This window comes from Mesorhizobium shangrilense (genome assembly GCF_028826155.1).
Classification (GTDB): Bacteria; Pseudomonadota; Alphaproteobacteria; order Rhizobiales; family Rhizobiaceae; genus Arvimicrobium; species Arvimicrobium flavum.
Window position 1 is genome coordinate 973,846 of the sequence record NZ_JAQGPN010000001.1, and the last position, 18,655, is coordinate 992,500.

Sequence of the window (18,655 nt, forward strand, 5' to 3'; positions counted from 1 at the left end):
GAATGAGGAGAACCGCAAATGTCCGAGCGCTCACCGACAAGCCCATTGCAGCCTGGCGACCGGGCTCCCAACATCGTGCTCGATGCGATCACGCAGGAGGGGCAGATCGCCATCGGGGATTTCCGCGGCCAGAAGCCCTTGCTGGTCGGTCTCTTCCGCGGGTTGCACTGCCCCTTCTGCCGGCGCCACATCGCCGCTCAGGCGGAACTCGACAAGACGTTGCGCGAGCGCGGCGTCGAATCCCTCACTGTCGTCAACACGCCGATCGCGCGGGCCCGGCTCTACTTCCGCTTTCATCCGATACCCGGCCTGCTGGCCGCGGCCGATCCTGACAGGGCATCGCACAGGGCCTTCGGCCTGCCGACGCTGGAGTTCACCGAGGACGAAACGTCGTGGCCGCACAAGGTCAGCATGAATGACGCCATGCAGATGCAGGTGGACGTGCCCGGCGAGCTGCCGGAGCCCATGGATCCTTTCCGCGGGGCGGAACTCCTGAACAACAAGGACGGCTACGAGATGACCGAGGCGGACCAGCAGATGATCGCCGGCGGGCACGGGCAGCTGTTCGGCCAGTTCCTGCTCGACCGCGACGGCGTCGTCCGCTGGACCTTCACCGAGGTGCCAGACGGGGGCGCGAGGATGTTCAGCAAGGCGAACTCGGAAGAGCTGATGTCGGCGGCGTCGCGGGTCGCCGCATAGCGCCGGCGCTGCTCGCCGGCCGGCAAGGCGGCTCTCCTCGGTCGCCGCCGTCATGGCGGCCGTCAGGCGTCCTTCGGCAGGACCTGCAGCACCCGCGCGATGAACAGGCGGAACTCGGCCATGTAGTTGCGCAGAAAATCCTCGGTGGATTTGACCGTCACCTCGCCGTCGTCGGTGATCAGTCCCGGCGTGAACTGGATATAGGCTTCCGGGGCGTTCATCTGCGGCGAGTTGCAGAAGCTGAGGACGCTGCGCAGGCTCTGCTGGGCGACCGCCGTACCGATCGCGCCGGGCGACGTGCCGATAACGGCTGAAGGTTTGCGGGTGAACGAGTTCTTGCCGTAAGGGCGGCTGGCCCAGTCGATGGCGTTCTTCAGCCCGCCGGGGATGGAGCGGTTGTACTCCGGCGTCACGAACAAAACGCCCTCGACAGATGCGATGGCCTTCTTGAAGGCCCGCACTTCGGGCGGGAAATCAGCGTCGTAGTCGTAGTTGTAGAGCGGGAGATCGCGGAAGGAGATCTCCGACATCTGAAGCTCGGGCGGGGCTAGCCGAACCAGCGCCTTGGCGAGCTTGCGGTTGATCGAGCCTTTGGCGAGGCTTCCGATGAGGTATCCGACTGTATGTGTGGTCATGTCACGCTCCGCGGTCTGCGCTCCGCCGCCGTCCACCCCTTAGAGAACATGAAGATGAACTATGGCGGCGGCGCATGGAGGCAAGTCCGGGATTGCACCGGCGACGAGACCCCCCCTCAGGCGAGGTCGAGCGGCTGGACGATCCACTTGCCGCCGGTCTTGGCGGAGTATGCCGTCACCCCATACACCTCGCGGATGCGTTCTGGCGTCAGCACGTCTTCGGGCGCGCCGTCGGCGATGATCCGCCCGCGCTCGAGCAGCAGCAGCCGCGAACACCAGCGCGCCGCCAGGCCGAGGTCGTGCAGGGTGGCGAGGACGCTGCGGCCCTCGGCTGCCAGATCGGTAAACATGCGCATCAGCGAGACCTGATGCGAAGGGTCGAGGCCCGCGGTCGGCTCGTCGGCGAGAAGCAGAGGCGTCTCCTGCGCCAGGGCGCGCGCGATCAGGACTCGCGCCAGCTCGCCGCCGGAGAGTTCCGTGGCCGACCGATCGCGGAAGGCCTCGACGTCCATGCGGCGCATCGCGCTGTCGATGGCTTCGCGATCCCCCGACGTCAGGGGGGCGAACGGCGATCGGTATGGGGCGCGACCCAGCGACACGACCATCTCCACGGGAACGGGCCAGGCCACGTCGCGCTCCTGCGCAAGATAGGCCACGCTGGCGGCGCGCTCCCTGGCCGACATCGAACCGGCGTTCCGCCCATCGAAGGCGACCGTGCCGGTGGACGGGGTCAGGCCGAGGATGCTTCGTAGCAGCGTCGACTTGCCGGCGCCATTCGGTCCAATCAGCCCGACGAATTCGCCCGGCCTCACCGCGAAGGAAACGCCATGGAGCACCGGTACGCCGCCGAGCGAGGCGGTGACGTCGGAGACGGAAAGCAGCGTCATGCGAGCTTCCTCCGGGTGCGGTAGACGAGCCAGAGGAAGAACGGCGCGCCGATGAGCGCGGTGAGAACGCCGAGCTTCAGATCGCGCTCCGGCGCGACGACGCGGACGAGGATGTCCGCTGCCATCACCACGCAGGCGCCGCCAAGCGCGCTCGCCGGCAGCAGGCGGGACGGCCGCGCTCCGACCATGGGGCGCAGGATGTGCGGAACCACCAGGCCGACGAAGCCGATGGCGCCGGCGACGGCGGTGGCCGCGCCGACCGATGCGGCAGTGCCGAACACGGCCAGGAACTGCACGCGGCGCATGTCGATGCCGAGGCTCGCGGCCGTCTCGCTGCCCAGCGTCAGGGCGTCGAGGGCGCGTCCCAGCATCGCCAGCAGTGCCCAGCCCAGGATCATGAAAGGACCGGCCAGCCAGACATGCGTCATCGACCGGTCGGCCAGCGAGCCGAGCATCCAGAACATGATCTCGAGCGCCGCGAACGGATTTGGAGACAGGTTCAGAGCGAGGGACGTCGCGGCGCCGGCGAAGCTCGACACCGCGATGCCGGCAAGGATGATGGTGAGCATGCCGCCGCGCACTCCGGCGAGCGCCTGCACGACGACGACGCCCAGAACGGCTGCGGCAAGCGCTGCGAGGGGGAGAGCCAGCGGCACCGTTGCCGCGAGGCCCGTATATATCGCAAGCACTGCGCCGAGCGACGCCGAGGGGCTGACGCCGATCAGGCCGGGTTCGGCGAGCGCGTTGCGCAAGTAGCCCTGCAAGGCGGCGCCGGAAAGGCCGAGCGTTGCGCCGATCATCAGCCCGAGCAGCGCGCGCGGCAGCCGCACCTCCCGCATGATGAGCGCGATCGAATCCGCCTTGTCGGAAAACAGCGCTGCGATGCTGTCGCCAAAGGCAATCGCCGCCGGCCCCACGGTGAGCGACAGCAGGAAAAGCAGAAGCGTCGCTGCGCCAAGCGTTCCGAGCGTAAACCGATAGCGCGCGCGCTCGCTCATTCGGCCGGCCCGCCTTCGAGCGCGCGCGCCGCATTGCTCAGAATGCGGGCCGCCTCCAAGGTGAACGGCGCGCCGCAGGTGGTGTAGCTTGCCGGGACGATGGCGGATGCGCGTTGCTTGGCGAGCGTGCGATAGGCCGGATGCAGGAATATGTCCTGTGCGAGAGCAGGAGCGGCGTAGTGGGTGTCGTCCTGCGCCAGAAGGTCGGGCTGGGCCACGATCAGCAATTCGAGCGGCAGCCGAGCCGCGCCGGAGAAGCCGAATTCGGCTGCGATGTTGGTCAGCCCCGATGCGGTGATGACGGCGTCGGTCAGCGTTCCGGCGCCGGCCGTAAAACTGTTCGGATCGTAGTTCGCCACCCGGATGCCCGCTTTCGACACCTGCAGCCCGGCCAGCCCGCGGTCGAACTCGTCGACCAGTTCTGTGGCCCGCTGCTTGCGTCCGAGCACCTCGCCCATCCGCTCCAGGTTTGCGCGAATGTCGTCGAACGAGCTTTCGGGCGCGAATTCCTCGACGCGGATGCCGAGCCGCCGCAATAGGTCGACGGTCGCCCGCGTCGTGTAGGTGCCTGCCAGGACAAGGTCCGGCCGCATGAGGAAGATTTCCTCGGCGAGGCCATGATTGGAGACATAGCGCGCGGCTTCCGTGACCAGAACCGAGGATTCGGGATCGGATGCGAGGAAGGACACGGAGTGCAGCTGGCCGGGGCCGGCGACCAGCATTGCAAGTTGGTCGGTGCAGATGTTCATCGACACGACGCGGCGCGGGGGCTCGGCGGCAAGCGCCGAACCCTTGAAGCCCAAGGCGAGCACCACCGCCAACGCCCGCCAGAGACTGCCGTGAACCATTTGCGTCAGAATGCGCCCTTGATGCCGACGAAGGCCGTGCGGCCCTGCGTGTTGTAGCCGAAGACCTCTTCATATTGCTCGTCGAAAAGGTTCTCAACGCGGGCGAAGCCTTCCAGCTGGTCGCTGAATTTCAGGCTGCCGCCGATATTCACGACGGTGTAGGCGTCGAGCCAGACACGCGATGGCAGGGTCGGCACGAAGGCGACGTCTTCCGTCTTGCCGTTGAAGACGGCTTCGCCGAAGACGCGGGCCCGGTCATCGTAGAACGTGTATGCGGCGCCGATCGACCCGGAATGCCGAGGCCGGCGGATCTCGTCGAGGCGCGGTCCGCCCGCTCTCGTCTGCTCCGTCGCATCGGTGTAGGTGTAGGACGCCGTGGCGGTGAAACCGTTGAACAAGTCGACCGTCGCCGAAACCTCGACGCCCTGGCGCTTGCTCTTGCCTTCGCGGTTGACGGGCGACGAAAGAAAGTCGGGCGGCCCGCCGAAGACGACGGCGATCTCGTCCGTCAGGTCCTGGTTGAAGTAGGTGACGTCGGCGATCAGCCGGCCGTCGAAGAAGCGATGCTCGACGCCGATGTCCCATCCGAAGCTCTTTTCCGGAGTGAGGCTTGCATTGCCCTCGAAGGACGACGGAACAAAGCCGTACTGCTCGAAGAAGGTCGGGTTGGTGACACCGGTGCCAACAGATGCATGGAGCCGCGTCTCGCTGCCGGGGATCCGCCACGCGCCGCTCAGGCTGTAGGTCGTGGCGTCGCCGAAGCGATCGTTGAAGTCGCGGCGAATGCCGGCGTTGAGATAGAGCTGGTCGAGGAACTCGCCGCGGTATTCGCCGACGATCGAGTTGGTCTCGCGCTCGAAGGTCTCGTCGAGATGGGACGGCGCAAAGGTCTCGCGCTCCCATTCGTAGCCGCCGGTGAACTGGTGGCGGGCCTCCAGCAAGGTGGGCGTGTCGAACTGATAGGTCGCCTGGTATGCGCCGGTGTAGCGGCTGCCATCGCTGAACGAGAGCATGCCGTCGCTGAAATTGTCGCGGGTGCCGTCGCTACCGGTGAGGCGCAGCTTTTGCGTGAACGCTCCGTCAAGCGCCTTGTGCGTCAAGCCCAGGGAGCCGAAGAGCTCCTGTGTCCGCGTCCAGTCGTTGCCGTCGACGACGAGGCCATAGAACGGGCCAGGCGCGTAGTCGGGCGCGCCGCCACTGTTGAAGTCCTGGGGATCGATGTCGCTTTCCCGGTCGACGTAGCGCAGTGTTCCGTCGACGACGAGATCGGGCGTGATGTCCGCCGTGAACTTGCCGTTCAGGGTGACGTTGCGATCGCCGTCCTTCTCGCTGCCGAAGTCGGAGATGTTGAACCCGTCGGTGCGCCGGAAGGTCCCGGAAAGCGCCATGTCGAAGTTCTCTGCGCCGCCGCTCAGCGACACGCCGCCGAGGAACGTTCCGTCGGTGCCCACTTCCGAGCGGCCGCCGATCTTGAAGCCGTTTCGTTCGCCGCGCCTGGTGATGATGTTGACCACGCCGGCGGTCGCATTCGATCCCCAGAACGCACTCTGCGGGCCCCGCAACACCTCGATCCGGTCCACGTCGTCGGCCAGGAGGCTGGCGAAGTCGAACTCGCCGGTCGAGGTTTCACTGACTTCGACACCGTCGATCATCACCAGCAGGTGATTGGCTTCGGCGCCGCGCACGCGCACCTGCGTCGGCCCGCCGAAGGAGCCCGAGCGCGATACGGAGAAGCCCGGCACCAGCCGCAACGCGTCGGCGACGTAGCGGACCTGGTTCTGCTGCAGCTGCTCGCCGGTTATGACGGTGAACGCACGCCCCGATTTCTCCTGCTCGATCGGCGTCAGGCCTTCGGTGACCAGAATGCGTTCGAGCTGCGTGACCGGCTCGTCGTCGACCGCCTGCGCCCCGGCAACACCGGTCAGGGCCAAGGCAATGATGCCCGCCCAGTAAGATTGTTTCTGCATGTCTGCCCCCACGGCGAATGGCGGGGCGCACGCGCCCCGAAGTTTCTCCTGAACCGCAGGGAGATGACGATGGGCAGACTTCGCCCCTCGGTCGGCTCCGGCATGCGGCAACACCTTCGTTGTGTCACCGCCACGGACGACCGCGCTCGACCACACCCCGTGATCAAGCATGGGTGACCGGAAAAGGCAGGTCTCCTGACTTCCGTGTCCTCGCCTTCCCCCGCCTTCCCGACTGCTCGAGGGCAGTCAGTGGCGTCGTGGAAGAAGGCTCAACGGCTACAGTTGCGGGGGCAGTCCCGGCTTCGGGCGTCGATCACCCTCACCGTGTTCCCTTTTCATCCGCTGTTGCGGAACCATTTCCAACCGCAGGTTTAGTGAGCGAAACACGCTCCTGTCAATCGGGCGGTTCCAGCCGAACGCGAGGACACCTAGCGGTCGTCTCGAGATCAATGTATGTTCTTGGTGCGTGATGTATTGGCGCTGCGTTGCTCACGCAGGCGGCCATCGGTCCAAAGAGTAGGCGGGGTGTACCGAATGCAACGGATCGCATTTTTGTTGTTTCTTGGTGCGGTAACTTTCTTGGCCGGGTGCCAGAGCGGAGCACCCTCTCGTCCAGGGTCTCTGGTCTGCTCGCCACGACTCGAAGACATCGGCGGATGTAGCCCGAATTTCGGCTCGACCTACACGACCGGGCAATATTAGAGACGGCGTCGATCGCCGCTCGACCCGCTGGAATCGCGCCCGGGCGAAAGCGAGGCCGGAAACGGCCGCGTCGCAAACACGCTTGGTCGACCGTGAGCGATTGCCGCCAAGGGCGCGCCCACCCGGGCGCGCTGACGGCCGGGCAGGCGGATTGGCTCAGTCCGGGACCACCTTCCAGCTGTCGTCCGGGTTGAAACGGTCGATGTACTTGACGATCTGCTCGGTCGCCGGCCCCAGATCGGCCTCGTAGACGATGCCGCTCTGGTTGACCGCAAACGTCTTGACGCCTGTCTCGCCGTAGGTGATCGGCCAGGCGAGCAGGCCGAAGCCTGCGATCATGTTGCCGTTAATGATGTAATCGTAGGCGCCGCCGGCGATCTGGTCGCCCTGGCCGGTCAGGATGCGGAAGCGATAGCCGAAATAGCCCTCGCCCTTTTTGGCTCCCTCGAGCTCTGCCTGGTCGGCAAACTCGCCAGCCGGGCTTTCGCCGTTGATCTCGTCGGTCGGCCAGTAGAGCCCGTCAGTCATGCCCTCGCTGCTGACGAGCTTCTGGGCGAATTCGAGCACGCCGTCGCCATCCCTGTCCTCGTCGGCGTAGTCGCGTTGGGCTTCGACATAGTCCCGCGCCGTTTCGATCGCCTCCAGCTCGTTCTCGCCCACCCGCCGATTGACGATTTCCTCGAGCCCGGCGTAGGTGTCGAAAGCCCATTTCCCGTCCTGACCCTTCACCAGCGGAAACGGCAGCGGCCAGAGCTTCGCGCCGATGGCCAGCAGCTTGCGGTCGTCGCCACCCTTCACGATCAGCTGCCTTGCCGTGCCTTCGCGCAGCAGCTTGAAGGTTTCCGCGGCATTTTCATCGGCTTTCAGCTTTTCGGCATCGAGCCCGAAAAGCCGGGCGAGGGCGCCGATATCGTCATCGGCAAGCGCCGTCTTGTACGCCGCCAGCGCTTCGTCAACGCTGTCGAAGGCCGGCGGCTCCTCGGCCGCGGCCAAGGACGAAATGTCGGGTGCGGCCTCGGAGACGTCGGCGGCCTCCTGTGCAAACGAGGTCGTGGACGTCAGGCAGGTTGCGGCGCCAAGCAGCGCTGAGATGCAGATCGAGCCGGCGAGCATGGTTCGAAAGGTCGTGTGCATTGTTGCGTCTCCTCTTGCTCGATCTCAGCGCCGACCGCCGCCACCGCGGCCGCCGCCGCCGCCTCGGCCACCGCCACCTCCAAAACCGCCACGTCCACCGCCGCCGCGACTGATGTGGTGTCCGCCGCCGCGGCTGCCGCCGCCCATCGATTGGCGGCCTCGATTGGAATGCACCTGGGAAACCTTGCCGCGGTTCACGTTACCCAACCCCGACTGCTTCCTCGGTCGATTGTCGACGCGCCCTGCGGCCTTCGGCTTGCCCGCCGGCCGCGTGACCTTGCTGGGCTTCCCCGAACCTTGCCGCGCGACGTCGCGCTGCCCCGCGCCCTGCCGTGCAACGTCGCGCTGACCTGCTGCCGGCCGCGCTCCCTGCTTGCCGATGTCGCCGCGCGCCCTGGCGGCAGCGGCAGGCTGCTTCAGCCCCTCCAGCGTGTTCTTGCGGACGTCGGCCGCCTTCGCGCTCCTGCCCGGAAGATTGCCGGCTGCATTGCGCGCCTTGAGGTCCGTCGCGCGGTTGCGGATCGAGTTGTCGCTGTTGGCCTTCACCCTGTTCTTGACATTCGTTCGGTCGAGCTTGGCGAACTGGCTCTTGTCGAAGTTGATCTTCGAACGGTCGACGTTCTTCCAGTCGACATCGTTGAAGTCGAGCTTGCCGTTGAAATTGCGGTTGTTGAAGCAGTCGTTGCAGTCGATATCCAGGTCGCCGCCGTCCCAGCGGCCGCCCCACACGCCCCAGTCGTCCCAGTCGACGGCGGCCGCCCAGATCGCTCCGGTCACTGTCGCCGCAAAGAAAGTCGCCCCGGGATACCAGTAGGACGGGTAGGGTTCCGGGTAGTACTGGATCGGCTGAGGCGGGTAGTCGTCGACATAGAGCATTTCGGGCTCATAGCGGGGCACATAGACGACTTCGGTGCCGGACGACTGGATGATGACATTGTCGTTTTCGGTCGTCACCTTCATCTTGTCGTCCGACTTGATGATGCCCTTGGCGACCGCTTCCTCGCGCAGCTGTTGGATGGCGATCAGCACGTCCTTCTGCTGGTAGGCGATGGCATCGCCCAGGCTCTGGGTCCAGTCGAGGTCGTCGCTCATCATCTTGACGACCTCGGGATAGTTGAGGAGCGAGATGATGCTGCCGTCCCAGGTGTCCTTCGGCTTCAGGCTCTTGTCCTTGGCGTAGCTGTCAAGGTAGCGCGACGCCTCCACGATCTGCAGCGGATAGAGCGCGGCGGCAGAGATCAACGCGACGAGTTCGTCCGGATAAAGCGCGATCCGCGCAACCAGGACCTCCAGCTCGTCGGCGGTGAGAGGCGTCGGGCTCGTCGCCGGAGCGCTCGCATCGGCAGCCGTCGGAGCACTCGCATCGGCTGCCGGCGGGGTCGTCTTCTCCTGCGAGAAGGCCCAGGGTGGGTTCGCTGTGGCCACAAACAGGCCGAACATGCCTGCCGCAGCGGTTTTAAGGAGAGTTCCTGCCCGCATAACACACTCCTCTTTTCGTTCTCCGGCCGGCGATCAGGTCTTCGGGAACAGGAAGGTGATCGTCGTGCGGATTCCCCATTCGGGACCGTCGTCCGGACCGTCGAGATAGACCCTGCCGCCGAGTTGCAAGCTCACCGGCTGCTTGCCGAACTTGGTCACTTTCGAAATCGCGAGATTGAGCGGCACGGTCCACTGACCAGCCGTCCAGTCGTAGGTCGACTCGAAGTTTCCCGAGAGAGTTACGCCGCCGCCCAGGGCATAGGTCAGGAAGGGCTGCATGAACGTCTGGTTGACGTCAGCGCGCTCGTCGTCGCCAGCCACCGACCAGATGTGGTTGACCAGTGCGCCGAACGTCCACTGCCCTTCCTGAACCAGAGCGACGGCGGTCGGGCCAAGGCCCCATTTTTCTGTGCCGAGGGCGTCGTCGGTGGCTGTCGGCAGAAGGAAGACCGGACCGACGCCCCATATGAGACCGCCGGGCCCAGGCACCTTGGGCGAGAAGAACAGGCTTTGCGTGATGTCGCCGATACCGGCCGGGTCACCCGGGAGATAGTCGCGATAGGCGATGGGCAGGATCGTTCGCGAGATCACGTTCCAGTCTTCGGTCAGCGAGAACGGGATGACCGGCTCCACGTCCAGCGTATAGGCGAAGCCGTCGTCGTCCGGCCCTGCGCCGAAGTCGAAATTGTTCTGGAAGGGAAGGCTGATGAGACTGGCGACGGGGTTGGCCAGTTGCTTGGCCAGCTCATCCGCGTCCTGCGCGGTTGCGGCGGAGGCGCAAATCGCCACCGCCAGCGCACCAGGAGCGGTGCGCATCAACATGTGCCCTCCGCCTGGCGTCGTCATGGCGTGCCTCAGAAGTGCATGGACAGCCCGAGGATCGGGCCGTGCTGCACAACGTCGAACAGGAACCCGTCATCGCTGTAGTCGACGCCGAGGGCGCGATAGCCCAGCACCGACGAGATGCGGTCGTTGAAACGATAGCCCACGGCTCCCGCGACATCCCAATCGAGATCGGCTTGGCCGGCCCCTACAAGGCCCCAGCCGGTCAGAAAGACTTTCGGCGTGATCGAGTAGTTTCCGCGAATGCCGGCCAGCGCGTCCACCCAGGTGGCCCCGTCGGAGGGCGAGAAGCCGTTGAGTGGTCCGCCGCTGAAGGAGATCTCCGTGTCGACCGACCACACCCTGACGCCGGCAACGATGTCGAGGCGCGCGTCGGGCTGGTCGATGATCGCATATCCGCCGCCCACCAGTCCGGCAAAGGTTTCCGAGGTCACCTCGACGCTCGTCGCCAACAGGCCCAGTGGCGTGCCATCCTGGCCGGAAATCTTCGTATACATGATGTCGCCGAAGACGCTGTAGCGGCCGTAACGCGCGTCCATGATCGCCATGGCGCCGAACTTGAGGTGGTCGAAGATATCGCTGAAGCTCGCGTCGACTTCGATGGTAGGCGATCCTAATTGCGCCAGATCTCCCGACAGACCAGCCGCCCAGAAGTAGGGTGCGACCGTGAACGTCCAGCCTGAATCAGTCTCCACCTGCATGACCTCCGGGGCCACCGGCGTATAGACATCCGCCGCGTTGGCGCTTTCGGCGACCCCAAGCGCCGCAACGCACACCAGTACACGAAATGCTCTCATTCCCATGTAATCCCTCCAGCATGAGGCGGCGGATCGGCGCATAGCTTGCAGTATAGCCTTTGAGCTGACGTTGGGGGAGGGCATTCGGAGCATGTTACTGTTACATGCCGATAAAACCCTGGCGTGAGCCCGAACAGCAACACAGTTGATCTTCAGGGCTGCCTCTGACGTCGTCTCTCCTGTTGGCTGGGTCACGATGGCGGAACGGCCACCGTAAGGAGTCAGCCGGCTGCTGCTGCGGACGTTTCTGCCCGCTTCGGGTAGGCAAGATTGGGTGAAAGAACCTCCGGAAGGATGAGTTCGCGCGCCGGCGGGCCGGTGCGAATGCGCTCTCTTGGCACCAGATGCGCCTTTGCGCTTCGCCCGACTTGGCAACTATTCCCGATCATCGAAAGGTGGAATGCTCCGAGCCAAGCGCACCTCTACGTTGCGCAGGGATGGAGGATTCAAATGAACCCCGACGACGTTGCCGGAAACAACATCGACGATCTCGAATTGGACGTCGACCAGATCTCCCAGATCGATGATGACGTTCAACTTGGGGTGACGGTGATCGGTTCGTCGAAGCCGATCATCGAACTCGACACAGAAATCGACCAGAACGGTGAGGAGGACCAGGACCTCGACGTCGATGTCGACTCAAGCGATCAACAGGGCGAGGATATCGGCGTCGAAACCGAACAGCGGCCCGAAGTGGACCAGAGAGTCGAGGTCGATGTCGAGGTCAGCGAAGACGACGGGGTCATCGTCGTCGAGGTCGATGCGGAGGTCGAGGACGATGTCGAGATCGAAGACGACGTCGACGTGGATGTCGATGAAGACGACGATTTCGAAGTCGACGCCGAAATCAAGCAGGATGACGAAACCGACAGCAATGTCGACGTGGACATAGAGGTTCGCGACGACCTGGGCGCCGACGTGGGCGTCGACATCGCGGCGCTGGTTGGTACTGCGGTGGATGCCGCCATCGCGGACGAGAAAGATGACGACGGCACCAAGATCGACGTCGACCTCGATGACAAGGCCTGGGCCGATGCCGACATCGGCATCATCGTCGACCTGAGCGACTTCGGCATATAGGAGCCCGCCTCGCGGGTCAGGCGGAACGGCGCTGGCTCGCCGTTCCGCCTTTTCGTTTCGTAAAGCTTCTTCTTGCGCGGCGACCCGGCCTCGTGTCGGGTGCGCTGCGCAGTGTGTGAAACCCGCGCCGCCCCGCGAGCAGTCGCGCTTTGCCGCTTCAGAGAGGGCAGGCCGCCGGTTCCGGCAGTATTCCAACCCATCGCGGTTCATTCGTTCCGGTAGGCCGTCACCCATGCGGGTGAACCCAGTCGCACCTTGAAGGGCCCGTTGGGCGGAACGCCTATTGGCAGCTGTTTTCCGCCGACGGAAAAGGGAATGCTCCCTGCCTTCGACCGGTTGAGGGGATACCCCCAGGGGTCGCCTTCGCAGCCATCGATGCGTTGGGCCAGCGAGTGCTGGCCTGGCGTCTTTTCCACCGACAGGGAGGGAAAATCCCATGGCTCCTAGCAAACACAAAGACTCGGACGGCGATAGCAGACACACCGACATCAAGATCGATATTGATCCCGATATCTATCAGGATCTCGATCAATATCAGGATCAGGACGTCGACGTTGATACCGATCAGGACTCCGACATCTACAACGACAACAAGAACAGTGCGGATGTCGACAACAAGACTGATCAGGACGCATACACCGACAATGACGCCAAGGCTCACGCTGATGCTGACGCCGACGGCAAGAAGAAGGGCGGCGATGCCCACGCGAAGGCCAAGGCTGACGCCGACGGTGACGCCGACAACGACAACGACACCGACCAATACGTCGACCAGAGCAACAAGAACGACAACGACGTAGACCAGAAGCAGGACGTCGACGTCGATGTCTATCAGGATCAGTATGCAGACCAGTATGCTGACATCGACATCGATTTCGATTTCGACTTCGCCTGATCGCACCGTCTGAGGCACCGCGCCCGGGCCTTCTCCGGGCGCGGCATTCAAGTGCTCCACGCCGGCCGTGGCCTCCAGTCGCCACCAATGGGCGTAAGCAGCGTCGTGTTCCTGCGGAGACCGTCCGTGATCATCGATGGGTTGAAGGTCCGCACCGCGAGCGGGCTTGCGCACGTTCGCGATCTCTTCGAAGCGCTGCTTCTGGCGGCGCTGGTCTTGCGCTTTGCAGGAGGTTCCCTGACAAAGGGTCGCCCGAGCGCGCAAACGCGCGGCGTGAGTCTCGGGCAAAGACTGGCAGATTGGCGTTCGTGGCTCGCCGCGACCCTTGCCCGTCCCATAGAAGCGATATCCGCATGCACGATATCCGCGTTCCAATTGCCTCGGCTGTATGGGACAGCCGCAGTGGATCGTTTGCGTAGAGCCTCCCAGCAGGGGTGGGCTTCGCTTTCGCTCGGCGTTCGGCGTGCCCGCGCGGCCATTGCCGACGCCTCGACCGCCATGAAGGATCGGACGACGGCGGCTTTCGCCGAAATCCGGGCCGCCCTGCGGAAGCTGCTGAAGAGACGCGGGGAGGAAGGCGTTCGACGACTGCGCTGGCGCGACACGGCGCAGGCAGGCACGGCAATCGAGCAGGCGTTCCGTCTTTGCCGACCCTCGCTGGCGATGATCTTCGGCCTGAGTTTCTTCGTGAACCTCCTGGCGCTAACGGTCCCGCTCTATCTTCTTCACGTCTATGATCACGTGCTGGCGAGCCTCAGCATCGATACGCTGGTGATGCTGACGCTGATCGTGATCGTGGCGCTGGCGGTCCACTCCATGCTCGAGGGCCTGCGGCGGGCGATGCTGACCAAGATCGGCGGCTGGCTCGATGACAGCCTCCAGGCTCCGGTCCTCACCTCGGCGGTGCAGGCCGCCATGCGCGGCGACGCCGCCTCGGCTGCGCAGGCGTGGCGCGATCTTGCAAGTCTGCGGACTTTCTTCGGCGGCAGCGCATGCACGGCTCTGTTCGATCTGCCGTGGACCCCGATCTTCCTTCTCACCATGTTCCTCATTCACCCGCTGCTCGGCGCGATCGGACTTCTCGCTTCGTTCGTGCTCCTCGGGCTTGCGGCGCTCAATGAAAGGGTGACGCGCAAGCCGTTCGCCCGCTCCAGCTCCGCCTGGGTCGAAAGCCAGCATCGGTTCGAGAGTTTGATGCGCAATGTCGAGGCGATCGGAGCGATGGGCATGCTGCCGGGCGTTGCGCGCCTGCTCCAACGGGACCAGGCTGATGCGCGCGAGGCGCAACTGGTGGCAACCTCGCGCGGGTCGGCCATCCAGGCGGTGGCGCGCTTCGTGCGGCTCCTCGCGCAGGTCATCATCATGGCCTGCGCCGCCTGGCTCGTGATCAAGCATGATGTCAGCCCTGCGGCGATCTTCGCGACGACGATCCTGCTCGGCCGGTCCCTGGGGCCGGTGGAAGGCGCGATCGGAACCTGGAAGGCGGTCAGCGGGCTGCGTCTGTCCTACGGGCGCCTGCGCAAGCTCATGGCAGCCGCGCCGCCGGCTGTTGCCGGCATGCAACTGCCGCAACCCCGCGGAGAACTCGCGGTAGAGCAGGTGACCTTCATGCCGACCGGCGCGGACAGGCCAGCCGTCAACCGGGTAAGTTTCGTACTCGAACCCGGGGAAGTGCTCGGCGTGATCGGGCCGTCCGGCGCGGGAAAGTCGACGCTCGGCCGGCTCATCGCCGGGGCCGTCTCGCCGACCACAGGCCATGTGCGTCTCGACTCCGCGGACATCGCCATCTGGCTGGCGTCCGGCGGCCAGCGCTACCTGGGCTATCTTCCGCAGGACATCGAGCTGTTCGGCGGCTCGGTGCGCGACAACATCGCACGCCTGCAGGAGACGTCCTCGGAAAAGGTCATCGCCGCCGCCAACATGGTCGGCCTGCATGAGCTGATCATGCGCCTTCCGCAAGGCTACGACACCGATATCGGGGAAGGCGGCAGGCGGCTTTCCGGCGGGCAGCGGCAGCGATTGGGGCTTGCACGCGCCTTCTTCGGCTATCCGCGCCTGATCGTGCTCGACGAACCGAACGCCAGTCTCGATGCGGAAGGCGAGGAGGCGCTGCGGCAGGCCATCGACGAGGTGCGCGCGAAGGGATCAACGATCGTCGTCATCGCCCAGCGTCTCGGCATCCTCAGCATGGTGGACAAGATCCTGGTGCTCGACAACGGCAGGCTTGATGCGTTCGGCAGCCGAAGCGACATTGCCGGCAAGATCAGGGCGGGGCGCACCAGCCTGCCGGCCCGCCGACAGGTCATCACCGCCACGAGTTCCGTCCGGCAGGTGGAGCGCGACGGCCGCAAGCTGACCATCGCCACGAATGGCGGCATCAAGCGGGAGGAACCGGAATGGGCCGGCTCCTGAGAGCAGACAGCCGTGTGCTGGCTTCGGATCTTTCCGACATCCTGCCGCAACCCGCCGAAACCCCGTTTCGCAGGCTGCATGCACTCACCGTCGCCGCCTTCTCGATCGTCGGCGTGTTCATCGTCGGCTTCGGCGTGTGGGCGACGTTCGCGCCGCTGGAAAGCGCGGCCATTGCGGGAGGGGCCGTGGAGGCCGAAACAAGCCGCAAGATCATCCAGCATCTGGAGGGCGGAATCGTGGAACGCATCCTCGTGAGCGATGGCGACGAGGTCGTCGCCCGCCAGCCGCTGATCCGGCTGGACAACACGAGGGCGCGCACCGCCGTCCAGGTGCTTCAGGTCCAGCTATGGGAAGCCCAGGCCAACGAGGCGCGTCTGCTGGCCGAGCGCGACGGCGCCCCCTTGGTGTTCCCGCCGGATCTGCGCTCTGCCGCCCGCAGCGATGCGGATCTGGCCGAGATCATGGCCGGGCAGACCAAGATCTTCGAGACCCGCCGGCGCCTGCAGTCGTCGCGGGTCGATGTAATCCTGCAGCGCAAGGCCCAGACGGAGCAGGAGATCGCGGCCTTGCGGCACCAGGCGGACGCGGCCAGCAAGCGCGCCGCGATCATCAGGGACGAACTGGCGACCGTCGCCCCGATGGTTTCCAGCGGCCTGCAGACCCGCGCCCGGCTGTTGCTGCTCGAGCGCGAGCAGGCCGAGATCGAAGGACGCATCGGCGAGACGCTGGCGCAGATCTCGCGGGCGGAGCAGGCGATCGGGGAATCGATGGCGATGATCCTGAAGCTCGAGAGCGACGAGCAGACCGAGATCGCACAGGCGCTCCACACGACGCAGGCCGGGATCTTCGAACTCCTCGAGCGCAGCCAGGCAGCCAACGACGTGCTCGCCCGAACCATCGTGCGCGCACCGGTGGCGGGCACGGTGACCAACCTGCGCCTTCACACGCGGGGAGGCGTCGTGGCGGCCGGCGAGCCCCTCATGGAACTGGTCCCGCGTCAGGACCGGCTGATCGTGCTGGCGCAGGTCAAGCCCGAGGATATCGATCTCGTGCGCGCGGGGCTCGACGCCCGCGTGCGCCTGCTGGCCTACAAGCATCGCAGGGTTCCGCCTGTCGAGGGCGTCGTCACCTATGTCTCCGCCGACCGCGTGGTCGACAAGGCGACGGATCAATCCTTCTACCTGGCCCGCGTGCGCATCGACGAGGCCTCGCTGCGGGCGCTCCCCGATGTCGAGATGATGCCCGGAATGCCAGCTGAGGTCATGATCAAGACCGGGACCTTCACCATCGCCCATTACGTGCTGCGGCCGCTCTTCGAGAGCTTCAACCGGGCCTTTCGGGAGGATTGAGGAGCGAACGATCCTGCGATGGCGACGACCGTGGATGTGACGCGACGGCATTCCCCCGACGGGGGAGTTCCGGTCCCTCCTTCAGACCGGGGCGAGCGGGAACTGCTGCCGCCCGAACGGTCGCATGACGCAACGATCCGCGCTGCCGAAACGGACACCGGCGACCACGCAGCGGCAAGGGAAGCGCCGAGCGCCGTTCATCAGGATATGGGGCGTCCGGCGGCCGACGCTGCGACGCCGCCCTCCGGCTGGACCGTGGTGGACGATGGCGGCGAGCGAGCGGAGGCGGACCTGGTCTCGGGCGTCTTCCAGCCGGCGGCTACGCCCCGCGCGTTCGATGCTCACGAAAGCGGCCCGCCGCCGCTCTTCGATACGCTTGAGGTGACGTGGCGCGTGCCTCTTCAGGAATCGCCCGCGGCTTCCCCCGGCCCACGAGCCGAAGCGCCGGCAGCGCCGTCGCGCGATGGCGGGACCGAAGGCGCGCCCGAAGCGACCCACCCCAATCCGGCCAGCGCTCGCGCCGAGGACGGCGAGGCTCGCGACGGGCACAGCGTCACCGTCACGCAGGACGCGGTGGTCGAGCAGGACGCCGCGCTCTTCGTCAGCGGCTATGTCGGGGAGGTCGTCGCCCGCCTGCATATCGACCAAAGCCTGGTGATGCTCCAGAACGTGGACATTTCCTTCACCATCGACGGGGACGGGCGTTTCTCCATCCGGCTAGACCAGGACATGACCATCGATCAGGCCATCGACATCCACCTCAGCATCTTCGACGCCGATGGCGTGCTCTACGTGGATCTGTTCCTGCGCGATTCGATCGTCGTCGAGCAGGAAACCTTCGCCGATATCGAAATCGGCGACGGCATTGCGGGCGGCGACGTCGTCATCGACCAGCACCTGACCCTCGATCAGGATGTCGACATCGAAGTCGACATCGAGGACGAACTGGAAGAGCGTTATGCCGTGACCGTGACCATCGACGTGGCGCAGACGATCGACGCCGACCAGGACGCTATAATCGGCATCACGAGCCAGGACGATCAGCTCGACATCGATGTGGATGCCGCCCAGTCGGCGATGATCGAACAGGACACCATCGTGCATGCCGATTTCGTACTGATCTGAGAACCGGCCACCCGGATCGCGAGCGAGCCAAATCCGGGCTCGCCGAAAATCCTTCCAATTTGAAGCAAATCCGACCGTCTTAACCATATCCGCAGTCGAGGCTGGCGGATTAACGGCCGTTTATCGTATAAAAACGGAGGGCGGCAGCAAGCGGGACGTGGATGGCACACTCGTATCCGGCCGAGTCGCTAGGTTCATTCTACGAGCGCCCTTCGATCATCGTCATCAATCGCAGTCCATTTCTGCGAAGCTGCGTGGCGCGCATCCTGCGAAGCGAATTCGAGGAATTCTCGATCGTCGAGATCGAGGCGGCGCAGCAGCTCGACGCGACCGGAAACAGGCTGGTTGGGCTGGTCGCCCTCGACATCGCAAGTTCCGCCATGACCGACGACGAGGTGCTGCGGGATCTCGCCTGCGTTCGGCGATCCTCGGGTGACGTCCCGGTCGTGCTGTTCACCAGCCGCGACGAGGCGAGCATCCCGGACGCGGTGATCTCGGAGGTGATGCGCTTCGGCGCCAGGGGCTATGTCACCCAGTCGACATCGATCGAGATCGCGCTTGCGGCGATCCGGCTGGTCATCGCGGGCGGCGTCCATTTTCCGCGCTCGATGTCCATCGACAGTCAAGACCTGCCGGTCGACACGGCCGCCGCCCTGCCGTCACCTGTCCCGGCGCCGGCGGTCGAACTGCCGGCCGCGCCCAACACCGCCTCCTTCACCGAGCGTGAACGGCAGGTGCTCGCGTCCCTGCTGCGCGGGATGTCGAACAAGGTCATCGCGGGCGAGCTGAACCTGTCGCAGAACAC

General features: G+C 65.2%; 16 protein-coding genes and 1 riboswitch (1 of these 17 cut by a window edge). Of the genes, 7 read left to right on the forward strand and 9 right to left on the reverse strand.

Annotated features, from left to right (window positions below):
• Positions 1–18 precede the first annotated feature (18 nt).
• Positions 19–699: a redoxin family protein gene (locus PD284_RS04815; protein WP_274627089.1), complete on the forward strand. Its 681-nt coding sequence runs from the start codon at positions 19–21 to the stop codon at positions 697–699.
• A 62-nt stretch (positions 700–761) separates the two neighbouring features.
• Here the strand turns inward: PD284_RS04815 and PD284_RS04820 are convergent, their stop codons facing one another.
• From PD284_RS04820 to PD284_RS04860, 9 genes are all read right to left on the reverse strand, one after another.
• Entirely contained in the window at positions 762–1,334 is a 573-nt protein-coding gene (locus tag PD284_RS04820) for an NADPH-dependent FMN reductase (RefSeq protein WP_274627090.1), read from the reverse strand.
• 116 nt (positions 1,335–1,450) lie between these two features.
• Positions 1,451–2,221 carry an ABC transporter ATP-binding protein gene (locus tag PD284_RS04825; protein ID WP_274627091.1) on the reverse strand — a complete coding sequence of 257 codons (771 nt, stop codon included), beginning with the start codon at positions 2,219–2,221 and terminating at the stop codon, positions 1,451–1,453.
• Entirely contained in the window at positions 2,218–3,219 is a 1,002-nt protein-coding gene (locus tag PD284_RS04830) for a FecCD family ABC transporter permease (RefSeq protein ID WP_274627092.1), read from the reverse strand. Before PD284_RS04830 ends, PD284_RS04825 begins: the two co-directional genes overlap by 4 nt.
• Complete coding sequence (locus tag PD284_RS04835; protein WP_274627093.1) at positions 3,216–4,067, reverse strand: ABC transporter substrate-binding protein; 852 nt, start codon at positions 4,065–4,067, stop codon at positions 3,216–3,218. Before PD284_RS04835 ends, PD284_RS04830 begins: the two co-directional genes overlap by 4 nt.
• Positions 4,068–4,072: 5 nt before the next feature.
• Positions 4,073–6,034, reverse strand: coding sequence for a TonB-dependent receptor plug domain-containing protein (locus tag PD284_RS04840; RefSeq protein WP_274627094.1), 1,962 nt, complete (start codon positions 6,032–6,034; stop codon positions 4,073–4,075).
• 168 nt (positions 6,035–6,202) lie between these two features.
• A riboswitch (cobalamin riboswitch) is annotated at positions 6,203–6,407 on the reverse strand.
• 485 nt (positions 6,408–6,892) lie between these two features.
• Complete coding sequence (locus tag PD284_RS04845) at positions 6,893–7,870, reverse strand: DUF2950 domain-containing protein (protein ID WP_274627095.1); 978 nt, start codon at positions 7,868–7,870, stop codon at positions 6,893–6,895.
• Between the two features lie 24 nt (positions 7,871–7,894).
• Positions 7,895–9,349: a DUF3300 domain-containing protein gene (locus PD284_RS04850; protein ID WP_274627096.1), complete on the reverse strand. Its 1,455-nt coding sequence runs from the start codon at positions 9,347–9,349 to the stop codon at positions 7,895–7,897.
• A gap of 33 nt (positions 9,350–9,382) precedes the next feature.
• Positions 9,383–10,171, reverse strand: coding sequence for a transporter (locus PD284_RS04855; protein WP_411956177.1), 789 nt, complete (start codon positions 10,169–10,171; stop codon positions 9,383–9,385).
• Positions 10,172–10,203: 32 nt separating this feature from the next.
• Positions 10,204–10,995, reverse strand: a complete 792-nt coding sequence (locus PD284_RS04860) for a hypothetical protein (protein ID WP_411956178.1) — start codon at positions 10,993–10,995, stop codon at positions 10,204–10,206.
• A 444-nt stretch (positions 10,996–11,439) separates the two neighbouring features.
• Between PD284_RS04860 and PD284_RS04865 the strand changes: the two genes are divergently transcribed.
• The 6 genes from PD284_RS04865 to PD284_RS04890 form a co-directional block, all read left to right on the forward strand.
• A complete protein-coding gene (locus tag PD284_RS04865; RefSeq protein WP_274627098.1) occupies positions 11,440–12,069 on the forward strand; it encodes a hypothetical protein in 630 nt (209 codons plus the stop codon).
• A gap of 436 nt (positions 12,070–12,505) precedes the next feature.
• On the forward strand, positions 12,506–12,964 hold the full coding sequence (locus PD284_RS04870) for a hypothetical protein (RefSeq protein WP_274627099.1): 459 nt from the start codon (positions 12,506–12,508) through the stop codon (positions 12,962–12,964).
• A gap of 402 nt (positions 12,965–13,366) precedes the next feature.
• Positions 13,367–15,376: a type I secretion system permease/ATPase gene (locus tag PD284_RS04875; protein ID WP_274627100.1), complete on the forward strand. Its 2,010-nt coding sequence runs from the start codon at positions 13,367–13,369 to the stop codon at positions 15,374–15,376.
• Positions 15,361–16,725 carry an HlyD family type I secretion periplasmic adaptor subunit gene (locus tag PD284_RS04880; RefSeq protein ID WP_274627101.1) on the forward strand — a complete coding sequence of 455 codons (1,365 nt, stop codon included), beginning with the start codon at positions 15,361–15,363 and terminating at the stop codon, positions 16,723–16,725. The genes PD284_RS04875 and PD284_RS04880 overlap by 16 nt, the downstream gene beginning before the upstream one ends.
• 18 nt (positions 16,726–16,743) lie before the next feature.
• Positions 16,744–17,850, forward strand: coding sequence for a hypothetical protein (locus PD284_RS04885; RefSeq protein ID WP_274627102.1), 1,107 nt, complete (start codon positions 16,744–16,746; stop codon positions 17,848–17,850).
• Positions 17,851–18,011: 161 nt separating this feature from the next.
• Positions 18,012–18,655 carry the 5' portion of a LuxR C-terminal-related transcriptional regulator gene (locus PD284_RS04890; RefSeq protein WP_274627103.1) on the forward strand. Its footprint extends 130 nt past the window's final position, so 644 of the gene's 774 nt are visible here — the first part of the coding sequence; its start codon is at positions 18,012–18,014; its stop codon lies beyond the right edge, outside the window.